Genomic DNA, 13133 nt, shown 5'->3' on the forward strand with positions numbered 1-13133 from the left:
AGGTGAACAACTCTCATGCCAGCAATCGTTGTCGTCGGCGCCCAATGGGGCGACGAAGGTAAAGGCAAAACGACCGATATCCTCGGCACCAGCGTCGACTACGTGGTCAAGCCCAATGGTGGTAACAACGCGGGTCACACGGTTGTCGTCGGCGGTGAGAAGTACGAACTCAAACTCCTGCCGGCAGGCATCCTCTCACCGAATGTCACCCCGGTCATCGGCAACGGCGTCGTCGTCAACCTCGAAGCCCTGTTCGAAGAGATCGAAGCCCTCGAATCCCGCGGGGCGGACACGTCAAAGCTGCGGATCTCGGCCAACGCCCACCTCGTCGCCCCCTACCACCAGACCCTGGACAAGGTGACCGAACGATTCCTGGGCAAGCGCGCCATCGGCACCACCGGCCGCGGCATCGGACCTGCGTACATGGACAAGATCGGACGCCTGGGCATCCGCGTCCAGGACATCTTCGATGAATCGATCCTGCGCCAGAAGATCGAAGGCTCCCTGCGTCAGAAGAACGAACTCCTCGTCAAGGTCTACAACCGTCGGGCCGTCGACGTCGAGGAGATCGTCGAATACTTCAAGCCCTTCATCGAACGACTGCGACCCTACGTCGCCGAGACCGAGCAGCTGCTCAATGACGCGCTCGACCGTGACGAGGTCATCGTCATGGAGGGCGGCCAGGCCACGATGCTCGACGTCGACCACGGCACCTACCCGTTCGTGACCTCCTCGAACCCGACTGCCGGCGGATCCTGCGTCGGCTCGGGCATCGGACCCACCCGCATCAACCGGGTCGTCGGAATCGTCAAGGCCTACACCACGCGTGTGGGTGCCGGACCGTTCCCCACCGAGCTCTTCGATGACATGGGGGAGTACCTGCAGAAGGCCGGCGGTGAGTTCGGAGTCAACACCGGACGCCCGCGCCGCTGCGGCTGGTACGACGCCGTCATCGCCCGCTACGCCGCACGCGTCAACGGCTTCACCGACTACGTGCTGACGAAGCTCGACGTGCTCACCGGCATCGAGTCCATCCCCGTCTGCGTGGCCTACGAAGTCGACGGCGTCCGCCAGGACGAGATGCCGATGTCGCAGACCGAGTTCCACCACGCCAAACCCATCTTCGAATACTTCGAAGGCTGGGCAGAGGACATCACCGGGGCCCGCACCTTCGAGGACCTGCCCGAGAACGCGCAGAAGTACGTGCTCGCACTCGAAGAGCGTTCGGGTTGCCGGATGTCGGTCATCGGCGTCGGTCCCGACCGCGAACAGTCGATCGTTCGGCACGACCTGCTGGACTGAGCGTCCGACAGTCAGCAATGGCTGCGTCTCATCGGCGGTGATCTTCTCTATGGAGGTCACCGCCGAAGTCGTCTCGGTCTCCGATTCCTGAATTCCGGCACTGGCCGTCGCCGGTTCAGGCGACTCATCTCATATTCGCAAGTTGCGTTGAGAACCCACCTTGTTGACTGCTAGCGTCGAACGCTATGTTCACTACGCTGTTCGCACCGATGCGAACATCAGCTTCTTTGCCGCCGAATCGTCCGATGCGAAAGCCCTTGGCCGCCGCGGTCGCGCTGATCACCCTCATGTCGACGACGGCCTGTATGCCCGACATCGACCGCAACGAGGGTTTTCCGCCACCACGGGTCACTGCCATTGCAGCCGGATCGCCGGGAGGCGGACTCGACCTGGCCGCGCGGATGACGAAGGACGGGCTCGAAGCCGCCGGCGTCGAAAGTCTGATGACGATCGAGAACATGGGCGGAGGCGGCGGCAATCCTGCCCGCGCGGCCGTCCTTCAGCGTGAGAATGACGGAACCAGCGTGGTCTTCGAATCCAATCGTGTCTTCCTGTCCCACATCACCGGGACCACCGACATGTCACTTGACCACTTCACCCCGATCGCCCAGCTGACCACCGACTATGAAGTCTGGCTGGCCAGGTCCGACTCGGAGTTCGACTCACCACAGAAGGTTCTCGATAGCGTCAAGGACGATCCCAAGTCCGTGAAGTTCGGCATCGGCACTATCCCCAGCGATGACCAGCTCAATGTGCTCCGACCGGCCAGTGAATACGGCATCGGGGACCTGGCGTCGTTGAACCTGGTTGCATTCTCCGACGGAGGCGACCTCAACAACGAACTTCTGGGTGGTCGCGTTGACGTTGCTTCGACAGGACTCTCAGAAGCGATGGAGCTCGTCGAATCCGGCGACGTCGAGATCATCGCCGTTTCAGCGCCGAAGACTCTCACCGACGGCCCGGCCAAGGGCGCACCGACCTGGCACGACCTCGACATGGACATCACGATCAACCACTGGCGCGGCGTCTTCGGTCCCGCCGGAATGTCGGACGAAGCCGTTCGATGGTGGCAGGCCTCCCTCAAGAGCAGCGTCGAGTCGGACGAGTTCAAGGACCAAGCAGATGCCTTGGGCATCGACCCCGCATATATGCCGGGCGACGAATGGTTGGATTCGGTCATTCTGCCTGAGAAGAAGGAATCGACCGAAGTGCTCGAAAAGGTGGGATTGGCGAAATGACATCTGAATCGACACTGACCGAGACGTCGTACGAAGCGGGGGCGAAGACAGAGAGCACCGCCCTGTCGACGGGCATCGCCGCAGTAGTCCTCGGCGCCATCGCCGTCTTCTATCTGGTCAACGCTCTACTGCTGCCGAACACGGAGACCGACGAAGGGATCGGGCCCAAAACCTTCCCTGTCGTCGTCGCCATTGTCCTGATCTGCACCACCGCACTCGGCGTGCTCACCCTGCTTCGCGGACGCGTCGAGGTGCAGGCGGTGTCGAAGACGGAGCTGCTGCGAGTCGTCATCTGCATCGTGCTCTTCGCACTGTTCGCTGCGTCGATCTTCCTCATCGGATTCGCCGAGGCGGCTGCCATCTTCTCGGTCCTGACCTCCACATTCGTCTTCGGAGTCAGGCTGTCACTCAAGCGCGCGGCGTGGCTGCTGGTCGTGGGCCTGGTCATCGGCCTGGTGCTCTTCCTCGTCTTCGACGTGTGGTTGAACGTGCTCCTGCCCGTCGGCTGGATCGAGTACCTGCTCTTCGGAGGACTGAACCTATGAACTCGTGGACCGAACTGCTGGGCGCACTGGGCTCGATCGCCACGTCGCCGATTCTCCTGCTCGTCATCCTCCTCGGCGTGCTCCTCGGGACCGTCGCCGGTCTCCTCCCCGGGGTCGGACCCTCGACAGCGATCGCACTGCTTCTGCCGGTGGCGATCACCATGCCTGCCGAACTGTCTCTGCCGCTGATGGTGTCGTTGTATCTCGGCGCCGAATACGGTGGCCGGATCTCGGCGATCCTGCTCAACATCCCAGGCGACCCCGGCGCGATCATGACCACGCTCGATGGACACCCGATGGCCCTCAAGGGCAAAGCCGCCACAGCCCTGACGATCTCAGCCCTCGCCTCGTTCGTAGGCAGCCTTCTGGCGTTTCTGGGGCTGGCATTCATCGCAGGGCCGATGTCCGAACTGGGGTTGGCATTCGGCCCGGCCGCCTACTTCGCCGTGGTTGTCATGGCCCTCGTGCTCAGCGCCACGCTGGTGGGAAATGCTCCGATGCTTGGTCTGACCGCTGTGGTGATCGGTGTCGCGATCTCAACAGTCGGCATCGAACTCCAATCGGGGCTGCCGCGATTCACCTTCGGGACGTTCACACTGCTTGAAGGCATCGAACCGATCGTGGCGATCATCGGAGTCTTCGGCGTGGGTGAGATCCTTGCCAGCACCATGATGGGCAACACCAGCCAGGGACTGTCTCGGCTCAGCGGCCGCTTCTTCCCGAGCACGGGCGAACTCAGGCAGGGAACTCTGCCGAGCCTGCGCGGCTCGGTCATCGGATTCGTCTCCGGAGTCCTTCCAGGAGCGGGGACAACGATCGCCGCATTCTTCTCCTACGGTCTGGAGAAGCGTCTGGCACCCGCCTCGGCGGGGATGGGCAAGGGGGCAGTGCGAGGACTCGTCGCACCAGAGGCAGCCAACAACGCTGCCGTGTCCGGGTCCATGGTTCCGCTGCTGACTCTTGGCATCCCCGGATCAGGGACGACTGCGGTGCTGCTGGCCTATCTGATGATGTACGGGCTCAACCCCGGGCCCGGCTTCTTCGATGCCAACCCCGTTTTAGGTTGGACGATCATCGGCGCGCTTCTGATCAGCGCCATCCTCGGCGTGATCATCAACATTGCGGCCTCCCCGCTCCTGGCCAAGATCCTCGCGATTCCCATGCCGTATATGGCACCAGTGATCCTCATGCTGGCTCTCATCTCCTGCTACAGCATCCACAACTCGGCAACCGACGTCTACATTGCACTGGGCTTCGGTGTTCTAGGCTACGTGATGCGTCTGGTCGGAATGTCACCAGCGCTGTTGGTCATCGGACTGGTGTTGGGTGAAATGCTCGAACGCAACCTGCAGCAGGCACTTGGCCTGACCGGTGGAGACTTCGGGGCAGTCATCTCACAGCCGATCGTGATCGTGTTCCTGGCCATCGCTGTTCTGTCCCTGCTGACAGCATTGCCGTGGAAGCGGATGCTGAGGAATAAGGTCTCTGTTGGCGAGAAGGAGAAAGCCAACACCCGACACTGAGTCGATCCCGGCACCCGCGACTCGGCGCTCACAAAGACGCAATGAACCGACCCTCCGACGGCTCTTGTCACTTTAGATATATTGGTGATATATTTCATGACGTTCGCGCCAGCACATCGCAGTGCCTCGGAGGTCACCATGGCTCATACCCCTGCACCACAGTCCAAGTTCGTAGAAAAACGATCAATCGACTTCATTCCACCGTCGGAACGACACGGTCGCCCACTCTCCCTGCTCTTCGTCTGGTTCGCGGCCAACAGCTCGATCACCGCGCTTGTCACAGGTGCACTGATGACGATTTTGGGCAACTCGGCACTGTGGTCGATCCCTGCGATCATTCTCGGCAACATCCTCGGCGGCTACATCACGGCGCTGCACTCCGCGCAGGGGCCACAGCTGGGTGTTCCACAGATGATCCAGAGTCGAGCGCAGTTCGGCTATTACGGGGCGATTCTTCCGCTGGTCCTCGCGCTGATGATCTACATCGGCTTCTTCGCGACCGGGCTCGTCCTGGGCGGACAGGCTCTGGGGCTGTTGCTCCATATTTCGGCTCAGATGGGAGCGGTGCTCTTCGCGGTTTTCTGCGCGGTCTCGGCGATCGTCGGGTACCGCTGGATCCACAGATTTTCGCACTTCCCTGCGCTGCTCAGTGCCATCGTCTTCATCGGGCTGATCATTGTCATGACAACAGGGGACATGGGGGCATCGCTTGGCGCAAGCCATGGCTTCGCATTGGCACCGTTCGTCCTAGGCGTATCGCTTGCTGCGTCATGGCAGCTGACCTTCGGCCCCTACATCGCCGACTACAGTCGGTACCTGCCCGAAACCACATCCCAGCGGGCAACCGTCGGATGGACTTTTCTCGGCAGCGTCCTCGGTGCAACGCTGGCCATGGTCGTAGGATCTTTTGCCGCGTTCCTCGGAGAGGATGCCTTCCACGGCCAGGAAGTCGGATACATCACCTCGCTGGCAGGCAAACTTGGTGTGATCGTCTTGCTGGCAGTGATCCTGGGCAAGCTTGCGGGTAACACGCTCAGTGCCTACGGCGGTTTCATGTCGATCACAACTATCGTCTCAGCGTTCACCGGCCAAGACCGACTGAAGTCCTACACCCGGTCCCTGTTCATCATCGGCGTGACCGCAATAGCCTTGCTGATTGCCCTGGCCGCGACCGACGACTTCCTCACCGTATTCCAGAACTTCCTGCTGTTCCTGCTCTACTTCATGACCCCCTGGTCCGCAGTGAACCTCGTCGACTACTACTTGGTGCGGAACAAGAAGTACGACATCGCCGCACTCTTCGACCCGAACGGAATCTACGGAAAGTTCAACTGGGTGGCCTATATCGCCTACCTCGCCGGGGTCATCGTCCAGATCCCTTTCATGAACAGTGCCGTCTACGTCGGCCCGATCGCCTACCTGCTCAACGGTGCGGAAATCGCCTGGATCCTCGGTGTCCTCGTTTCCGCAATCCTCTACTTCGTCATGACCAAACCACTGCGCCGCCGCCTGCGCGTGGCTGGAATCTGAATACCACCCATGGTTTGAGCACACCCATCCATCCCCCCAGACATATCGCTACTCAGCAAAGGAAAGACACGATGAAATACGATCCTTCTTCCGCGAATCGACCACTCCAACACTCGCCGTTCAAGGCGCTGACGGTGCCCCGTCCCATCGGTTGGCTCTCGAGTGTGAGCGCAGAAGGCGTGGAGAACATCGCTCCGTACAGCCAATGGCAGAACCTCACCTTTGACCCACCCATGGTTATGTTCGCAGCAAACCAATACCCCGATGGCAGCCGTAAAGACACCGTCATCAACGCTGAGAAGACCGGATGGTTCGTCTGGAACATGGCAACCTGGGGCCTGCGTGAACAGGTCAACATCAGTGCCCAGGCTCTCAAGCCTGGCGAGAGCGAATTCGACAAAATGGATGTGACTCGCAGCTACGCGGACCTCTCACCGAGCCCGATGATCGCGGAAAGCCCATTTCAGTACGAGTGCAAATACATCACTACTCACCGGATGCCCGGAAACTCCAACGTCGGCAGTATTGACATCGTCTATGCTTCGGTTGAGCGGATCCACATCGATGACAACTACCTCACCGACGATGGAATGATCGACATCCTCAAGGCCAAACCCATAGCAAGAATGGGCTACTACGACTACACGGTCGTGACCGAGAAGTTTGAAATGCGAGTACCAGAATCAGATAGTGACGCTCAGGCAGGTCTCAGCGGCAACCCCACCTGAGACTGGCAGGGAGACCTCTCCTGGACACAAGAACAGCCGAGTCCGGAACCGATAAGCGGTTCCGGACTCGGCTGTATTCATACCGTCTGCCGGTGAGGCAAAGGGCGATCCTGCCGCAGGGCTACTGCTCGTTCAGGACATGTGCGCTGCTCTAGTCGCAAAGTCGACGAGGTAGTCGTTGAGCTTATACGCGGCATCTGCCGCCACTTCCGGCTCTTTGTCAGCGGAGCCACGGAGCATGCGCGAGTGGCATTCGGAACTGAGCGCGATCTCTTTATCGGCGTCGGCGACGTGCGAGATCCAGTAACGGCGCGATAAGTTCTGCAACGGAAGCAGCGATTCGACGAGGTAAGTATTGTTTGCCGAGGCAGCTAACAGGCGGTGGGTCTCACGCACGGTCTCGGCGTACTTTCCGAGGGGGAGCTCGGCCCCATCAAGCACTTTTGCGAGATCTCGCATCTCCCGACGCTGCTGATCCGTTGCCCGTTTCGCAGCCAAGCTGACGGCTACCACATCGAGTTCGCGCCGCACCTCGAGAATTCGCAACTCCGTCTCCAAGGTCAGCACCGGGATATGTATGCCGCGACGAGGGCGAATATCGACCATGTGTTCGTGGGAGAGTCGTTGGAGGGCTTCACGGATCGGAGTGCGGCCCAAGCCGACCTTCTCCACAAGCTGGTTCTCCGTGACGTAGCTTCCGGCGGAGAGGCTGCCGTTGATGATCATGTCCTCGATCGCGGCATAGGCCTTTTCAGAGAGAGTCAATGCGGGCGAACCATTCTTCGTAATCAAGGTTTGTTTGCCCCGATTTTACTGCATGCCCGGTGAGATACGGTGAGAATGGACCGTGCAACTGGATATTCTCGCTTGGGGAAAGGACACCGCATGTCGCAGCAGCCGCGATTGACCGAAGCCGCCTATCAGGGTCCCGCTCTCGAAGCCGATCGTGACTTCTATCGGCCCATCGGTGAGCAGACCGAACGGCGCGAAGTCGTCGGGGAGTTCACTATCCCGATCCGTTCGGGGCAGGCGTGGGAAGTACCAGCCGGCCATGTCTGTCGGATCTCCACCGTTGAGGGGCCGCAGGTCGGGGACCTCAACCTGTGGAATCGACACGATCCGCGGGAGAGGTTCTGGGCCTCGCGGACTCGTCAGCTGCAGGCGGCGCACGTCTCGACGTTCGACCGGCTGTGGTCGACACTGCCGTTCCTGCGTCCCATGGCCACGATCGTCGGCGACACCTTGGCCGACTATGGCACAGATCCAGAGGGCGGTCGCCTCCACGACACTCTCGGCACTCGTTGTGATCCCTACGTCTCCACGATGCTCAACGGAGTCGACTTCGACTATCACTGCCACTCGAATCTGGTCCGAGCCATCTTCCCGTTCGGGCTGACCGAGTTCGACGTCCACGATGTCCTCAACGTATTCCAATGCACGGGACTGAACGACATCGACGAGTACTTCATGAAGACCTGTCCCGCCCAGCCGGGTGACCATTTCGAATTCTTCGCGGAGCAGGATCTTCTGGCCGCGCTCTCGACATGCCCCGGAGGAGACCTGTCCAAGCCGATGTTCGGCGAGGGCAACGAAGACCCGGTCGAGAACTGCCACCCACTCAAGGTCACCGTCTATGCGCTGCCGGAGAACCTCCTCGGCGAGTGGAGCGAACCGAGCTCACCGAACTACCGGGGCGGGCACGGGTTGAAGCCCCAGGCCTGGGCGTGAGCTTAAGCGCTCAGGGTTGGACTCGACCGATCTGGAAGTGATCTCAGGCGCTCTGGGTGACGGCAGAGCGCGGGCGCCGCCACTGAACCAGCGGAGGAGCGCCGCGCATAGGGCCAGAAGCGCCACAGAACCGCCGTACCAGCAGGCGGTTGCGAAGAGTCCGATGGCGGGGACGAGGATCCCGGCGATGACGACCGGAAGCCCGAATGCCAGGTAGCAGACGACGAAGACTGCGGCCATCACCTCGGCGTTGGCCTCCGGCTTCACGACTGCCTGGATGGTCTTCAGGGCACCCGGGAAAGCCGTGCCGAAGCCGGTTCCGGTGATGATGACGGCGAGGCAGTACAGTTCGGGCGAGGTGAGGGTCAGGGCCACCAGGGTGAGAGTGCTGCCGACTGCGAGTGAGATCGTGCCGTAGAGGGTGACGGTGCGCGCGGATCGGTTGCGCATGAAGAATCCGGCCAGTCCTCCAGCGCCGGCGAGCATCGTGACGATGAGTCCGCTGACGAGGTGGGAACTGGAATGGAACTCGGTGGTGATGATGTTGGCGCCGAGGGAGAGGTATAACCCTCCTGTGGCCCAGCCGGCGACGAAGGCCGGCACCGCGAACAGGAATGCCCTGCGGACTTCCCGCGGCAGGGCCGCTCGCGGCAGCAGTGATGCCCAGGCTCCTCGGCGTCGGGCCGAGGTCTCCGGCAAGACCCAGATGATGGTGGCCAGCAGCAGATAAGTTCCCACGAGGGTTCCGAAGACCACTGCGGCGCCGCTGCCGTCGACGAACAGGGAGAGAGTCGCTCCCGCAAACAGCCCGCCGATGGCCAGGCCTGCCATCGCAGAGATTGCGTTCCACGAGGAGGCAGAGCCCGGCTTGTGCGGCAGTTCCAGATCGACGACCGTCGCCGAGAGGGTCGACAGCAGAATTCCACTGGCAATTCCTTGGACGACTCGGGAGAGGATCAGTGCCGCAGCACTGTCGGCATGCCAGAACAGAACCATGCTGATGGCAAGCACGACGAAGGCCGTGCAGATGACGGGGCGACGTCCGATGTGATCGGAGAGTGCGCCGGCAGTGAGCAGTGCGGCCAGCAATGCCACGGCATAGGCGGCGAAGACCACCGTGATCATCACCGGAGCGAAGCCGAACTCGTCCTGGATAACGGGGTAGAACGGCGACGGAGCGCTGGCGCCGGCCATCATTGCCGAGGTGGCAATCAGGACCAGGCGCAGACGCCAGCGCTCGCGCGACCACCAGACATAGGTGGGTGCCGGCTGAACTGCGGGAGCAGGAGCTTCTTCCATAGTGTTCGAAACTTTTGGAACCATTCTTGGAGGCTATACGACATTCTCAAACAGTTCAACTATTATCGAACTATGGTTGCCAATGAGAAACTGCCGCATCCCGATCGTGAGGACATCGAACTGACGTCTGTGCTATTCGCGCTGAGCGACGAGGCCAGACTGGCTCTGGTCCAGCAGCTGCGATCCGGGCCGCTGGACATGGTTGACTGCTCGGCTCTTGGTCCGGATGTGCCGAAGTCGACGCGCTCGCATCAGGTCAAGGTGCTGCGCGAAGCCGGTGTCATCATCAGCGAACTGCACGGGCGGAACCGTCGCCTGACACTGCGTCGGGACGACATCGATGCCCGTTTCCCGGGCCTGCTGGAGTCCGTGCTGCAGGAGGAATCTGCTCTGCAGGAGTGACGGTGCTCAGCGCACAGCCATGTCCCAGCTGTCGTCGGGCAGTGCCTGACCGGTCTCCAGGTAGGACTTGAGTCCGGCGAGAACCGCGGGCCAGCCCTTCGAAACTCCGGTGTGCAGGCCGGCGTCGGCGAAGTTCGTGTGGGTGACGGTCAGTTTCACCACTTCGCCGGACTGCTCGATAAGGTAGGAGGCGACGGAGCCCTCGTCGTCGAGATCCTGGTCGATGGGCTGGAAGGTGAAGACGAGTTTTTTCGGTGGATCGGTCTCAAGGATCTTGCCCCAGACATCGGCTTTACGGTCCGGTCCGCCTTTGTGATGAGCCCATGACGACCCGACCTGCCAATCGGAGACGACGGCGACATCGTCCCAGTACAGGCGCGTGATCTCGGGGTCGGTGAGCGCGTCCCACACCTGCTGCGGAGTGGCTCGGATATAGGTGACATAGACGAAATCGGGAAATTCTTCGGTGGTGGTCATGGCTGTCTCCTCAGCTCTTCTCTTGACGGCGTCGATGACGTCGAAGTGGTGCTGGTCGAACTCGCGGGTCCATCGATTCTGCATCTCATGGATCGGGTGCGAGTTCAGGTAGTGTCGTCGTTCTCGTCCGTGGCGGACGATCGCGACCAGGTCGGCGTCGACGAGCAGATTCAAGTGCTGTGTCACTGACTGTCTGGCCATCGAGAGGCCTTCGCAGAGTTCGCTCAGTGACTGCCCGTCCTCTTGGCGGAGGACGTCAAGGAGTCGTCGGCGGGTTGGGTCGGCGAGGGCTTTGAACACTTTGTCGAGTGTGTCGGCGTCGGTCACATCTCTAATATGCAGGTATTTACCTGCATATGTCAATGGGTTGGCGGCAGCAAACTGAAATAGGGTTCCCAGTCCCTCAGTCATAGGATCGAATCAGACAATGATTACGCCTGCGCGGCACACCAAGGAGGTCGACACATGACGCACGTTTCGCTTCTCAGTCGGTATGCGGATCGGCTCGGGTTGAGTGATTCCGCCCCCGAATTACACCGACGTGCTCAGGGGTCTTGTGCGCAGATTGTCGAACTTCTCGACGAGATCCTGGTCGCGCACACGCACTCGATCTGCTTTGAGAATCTCGACGTCGTTGCCTTTCGCGCCAGGGGAGACCTGGAAGCCGTCGCCATCGACGTCGACGGAGCCGCGGGCAAACTGCTCACTGATGGTCGGGGCGGATACTGCCACGAGCATGCGTCACTCATCCGCGGGGTCGTCACCGAACTGGGGCTGAGGGCACACCCGATTCTGGCCCGAGTCCACCTCGGCGACGGGCAGACGGCACCGGGAGCACTGACTCACCAGGCGACCATCGTCGACCTCGACGGCCGTCGTTTACTCATTGATCCCGGCTTCGGCGGGGGAACACCGGAAGCTGCGCTCGAACTCTCCGAATCCGCTGCGGCCAGAATGACGTCCCACGGCGAACACCGAATCGTCCCAGCGAGGACTGCTCTCACGCCTCATCTGCGCGCCGACAGCGACTGGGTGCTCCAATCACGAACGCGAGATGACCAGGACTTTCGCACCGTCTATGCGTTCAGCGAAGTCCCTCGCCCGCAGGCCGATCTCGACCTGGCGAACTGGTTCACCTCGACTAAACCCAGGGCGCGGTTCACCGGTCCGCCCATTCTCGCTCTGCCGCTCCCTGACGGCGGCAGGATCACTTTGGAGGGGCGCCGACTGCGGCGCATGATCGGCGGTGTGCGACCCGACCGACACGAACGGACCCTGTCTGATGCCACGGAATTCGCCGAGGTGCTGTCGACTGAATTCGGACTCGACCTCGACAGGGAATTCACTGACCTGGTGTGGAGCGCGACCGCTGAGGGGTGAAGTGCCCGGTCTGAGGATCTGCGGGCAGACCTGAACAGCGGCCGGTGGACCAGGCCCGTGTCAGACCCCGGGTCTACACTGCTGTCATGTCCGCGGCGACTCGGGATGACCTCATTCGCAGGCCACACCCGCGCCTGAGCCCCTTCGTGGGTGACTATGTCGCCTACGACGTTTCGGGCGTCCCCGCCGGGACACATCTCGGGCTGCCATCGGGCACCCTGACGTTCATCGTCTCCATCGACGAACCGCTGCACCAATACGACGCGGCAACCGAAAGCACCGAGTCCTTCGACGTACTGCTCGCAGGCCTGCATCTGCGGCCCACCCTCATCAGGCACAACGGCGCAATGGCCGGAATCCAGATCAACTTCACCCCCTTCGCTCCTCGCATCCTCTTCGACACCCCTGCCGTCGACCTCGCTCACCGCACGCACGACCTTGCCGAGATCTCACGCCCCATCGCCGCCGAGCTGCACGAACGCGTCAACGAAGCCACGACCTGGTCTGCCCGCTTCGACGCCATCGACGAGGTCCTCGTGCGCGCCGTCCACGAAGGCACCCAGCCTCGGCCCGAGGTGGTCAGCTCCTGGAAGCAGATCGCCCGCAGTCACGGCGGGCTGCCCGTCTCACTTGTGGCGAATCGGATCGGTTGGAGCAGACGCCACCTCAACGGAGTGTTCCGTGCAGAATTCGGCATCGGACTCAAGGAAGCGGCGCGGGTCATGCGATTCGATCGGGCGAGACGAATGATCTCGGCGCAGTCTCGAACGTTGGCAGATATCGCCGCGACCTGCGGTTATGCCGACCAATCCCATCTCAACCGCGACTTCCGACTGCTCACAGGGACCAGCCCGTCCCTGTGGCTGACCCAGGACCCCGTGGTGCGGCAGGACCGAGATCGCTGGTCGCTGGATCGGTAAGCGCCGCCTCGGCGAGTGTCGGTGCAGCTGCACCCTTTGTCTCCGCGGCCCGCGCAGTTCC

Annotated in this window: 13 protein-coding genes; 10 read left to right on the top strand and 3 right to left on the bottom strand. The window is 61.6% G+C overall.

The features are described 5' to 3' along the window. Positions 1-15 precede the first annotated feature (15 nt). The 6 genes from PGC08_RS03395 (at position 16) to PGC08_RS03420 (ending at position 6866) form a co-directional block, all read left to right on the top strand. A complete protein-coding gene (locus PGC08_RS03395) occupies positions 16-1302 on the top strand; it encodes an adenylosuccinate synthase (RefSeq protein ID WP_101584602.1) in 1287 nt (428 codons plus the stop codon). A gap of 245 nt (positions 1303-1547) precedes the next feature. After that, a complete protein-coding gene (locus PGC08_RS03400; RefSeq protein WP_235349600.1) occupies positions 1548-2540 on the top strand; it encodes a Bug family tripartite tricarboxylate transporter substrate binding protein in 993 nt (330 codons plus the stop codon). Then, positions 2537-3085, top strand: coding sequence for a tripartite tricarboxylate transporter TctB family protein (locus PGC08_RS03405; RefSeq protein ID WP_235349599.1), 549 nt, complete (start codon positions 2537-2539; stop codon positions 3083-3085). The genes PGC08_RS03400 and PGC08_RS03405 overlap by 4 nt, the downstream gene beginning before the upstream one ends. After that, entirely contained in the window at positions 3082-4608 is a 1527-nt protein-coding gene (locus tag PGC08_RS03410; RefSeq protein WP_271709522.1) for a tripartite tricarboxylate transporter permease, read from the top strand. The genes PGC08_RS03405 and PGC08_RS03410 overlap by 4 nt, the downstream gene beginning before the upstream one ends. Before the next feature lie 138 nt (positions 4609-4746). Beyond that, positions 4747-6138, top strand: a complete 1392-nt coding sequence (locus PGC08_RS03415) for a purine-cytosine permease family protein (protein ID WP_271709523.1) — start codon at positions 4747-4749, stop codon at positions 6136-6138. Positions 6139-6152: 14 nt separating this feature from the next. Then, on the top strand, positions 6153-6866 hold the full coding sequence (locus PGC08_RS03420) for a flavin reductase family protein (RefSeq protein ID WP_333937548.1): 714 nt from the start codon (positions 6153-6155) through the stop codon (positions 6864-6866). A gap of 132 nt (positions 6867-6998) precedes the next feature. Here the strand turns inward: PGC08_RS03420 and PGC08_RS03425 are convergent, their stop codons facing one another. Then, on the bottom strand, positions 6999-7631 hold the full coding sequence (locus PGC08_RS03425; RefSeq protein WP_271709524.1) for a GntR family transcriptional regulator: 633 nt from the start codon (positions 7629-7631) through the stop codon (positions 6999-7001). 120 nt (positions 7632-7751) lie between these two features. Here PGC08_RS03425 and PGC08_RS03430 point away from each other — a divergent pair, with 120 nt between their 5' ends. Beyond that, on the top strand, positions 7752-8594 hold the full coding sequence (locus PGC08_RS03430; protein WP_271709525.1) for an urea carboxylase-associated family protein: 843 nt from the start codon (positions 7752-7754) through the stop codon (positions 8592-8594). Here the strand turns inward: PGC08_RS03430 and PGC08_RS03435 are convergent. Next, positions 8544-9917: an MFS transporter gene (locus tag PGC08_RS03435; RefSeq protein WP_271709526.1), complete on the bottom strand. Its 1374-nt coding sequence runs from the start codon at positions 9915-9917 to the stop codon at positions 8544-8546. The genes PGC08_RS03430 and PGC08_RS03435 overlap by 51 nt on opposite strands. A 48-nt stretch (positions 9918-9965) precedes the next feature. On the opposite strand from PGC08_RS03435, the gene PGC08_RS03440 reads away from it, so the two are divergent. Continuing rightward, positions 9966-10295: an ArsR/SmtB family transcription factor gene (locus PGC08_RS03440; RefSeq protein WP_009884340.1), complete on the top strand. Its 330-nt coding sequence runs from the start codon at positions 9966-9968 to the stop codon at positions 10293-10295. 6 nt (positions 10296-10301) lie between these two features. Here the strand turns inward: PGC08_RS03440 and PGC08_RS03445 are convergent, their stop codons facing one another. Then, on the bottom strand, positions 10302-11099 hold the full coding sequence (locus PGC08_RS03445) for an ArsR/SmtB family transcription factor (protein ID WP_096147045.1): 798 nt from the start codon (positions 11097-11099) through the stop codon (positions 10302-10304). A gap of 138 nt (positions 11100-11237) precedes the next feature. On the opposite strand from PGC08_RS03445, the gene PGC08_RS03450 reads away from it, so the two are divergent. Continuing rightward, positions 11238-12152 carry an arylamine N-acetyltransferase family protein gene (locus PGC08_RS03450; protein ID WP_271709527.1) on the top strand — a complete coding sequence of 305 codons (915 nt, stop codon included), beginning with the start codon at positions 11238-11240 and terminating at the stop codon, positions 12150-12152. An 86-nt stretch (positions 12153-12238) separates the two neighbouring features. Next, positions 12239-13072 (top strand): helix-turn-helix transcriptional regulator, encoded by an 834-nt coding sequence (locus tag PGC08_RS03455; protein ID WP_271709528.1) that lies wholly within the window; start codon positions 12239-12241, stop codon positions 13070-13072. Positions 13073-13133 lie beyond the last annotated feature (61 nt).

This window comes from Brevibacterium sp. BDJS002 (assembly GCF_028201555.1).
Classification (GTDB): Bacteria; Actinomycetota; Actinomycetes; order Actinomycetales; family Brevibacteriaceae; genus Brevibacterium; species Brevibacterium aurantiacum.

What these genes read in the sequence shown, in the direction of transcription:
- PGC08_RS03395 (WP_101584602.1), top strand. Translation starts at nt 16, where the DNA reads ATGCCAGCAATCGTTGTCGTCGGCGCCCAATGGGGCGACGAAGGTAAA.
- PGC08_RS03400 (WP_235349600.1), top strand. Translation starts at nt 1,548, where the DNA reads ATGCGAAAGCCCTTGGCCGCCGCGGTCGCGCTGATCACCCTCATGTCG.
- PGC08_RS03405 (WP_235349599.1), top strand. Translation starts at nt 2,537, where the DNA reads ATGACATCTGAATCGACACTGACCGAGACGTCGTACGAAGCGGGGGCG.
- PGC08_RS03410 (WP_271709522.1), top strand. Translation starts at nt 3,082, where the DNA reads ATGAACTCGTGGACCGAACTGCTGGGCGCACTGGGCTCGATCGCCACG.
- PGC08_RS03415 (WP_271709523.1), top strand. Translation starts at nt 4,747, where the DNA reads ATGGCTCATACCCCTGCACCACAGTCCAAGTTCGTAGAAAAACGATCA.
- PGC08_RS03430 (WP_271709525.1), top strand. Translation starts at nt 7,752, where the DNA reads ATGTCGCAGCAGCCGCGATTGACCGAAGCCGCCTATCAGGGTCCCGCT.
- PGC08_RS03435 (WP_271709526.1), bottom strand. Translation starts at nt 9,917, where the DNA reads ATGGTTCCAAAAGTTTCGAACACTATGGAAGAAGCTCCTGCTCCCGCA.
- PGC08_RS03440 (WP_009884340.1), top strand. Translation starts at nt 9,966, where the DNA reads ATGGTTGCCAATGAGAAACTGCCGCATCCCGATCGTGAGGACATCGAA.
- PGC08_RS03450 (WP_271709527.1), top strand. Translation starts at nt 11,238, where the DNA reads ATGACGCACGTTTCGCTTCTCAGTCGGTATGCGGATCGGCTCGGGTTG.
- PGC08_RS03455 (WP_271709528.1), top strand. Translation starts at nt 12,239, where the DNA reads ATGTCCGCGGCGACTCGGGATGACCTCATTCGCAGGCCACACCCGCGC.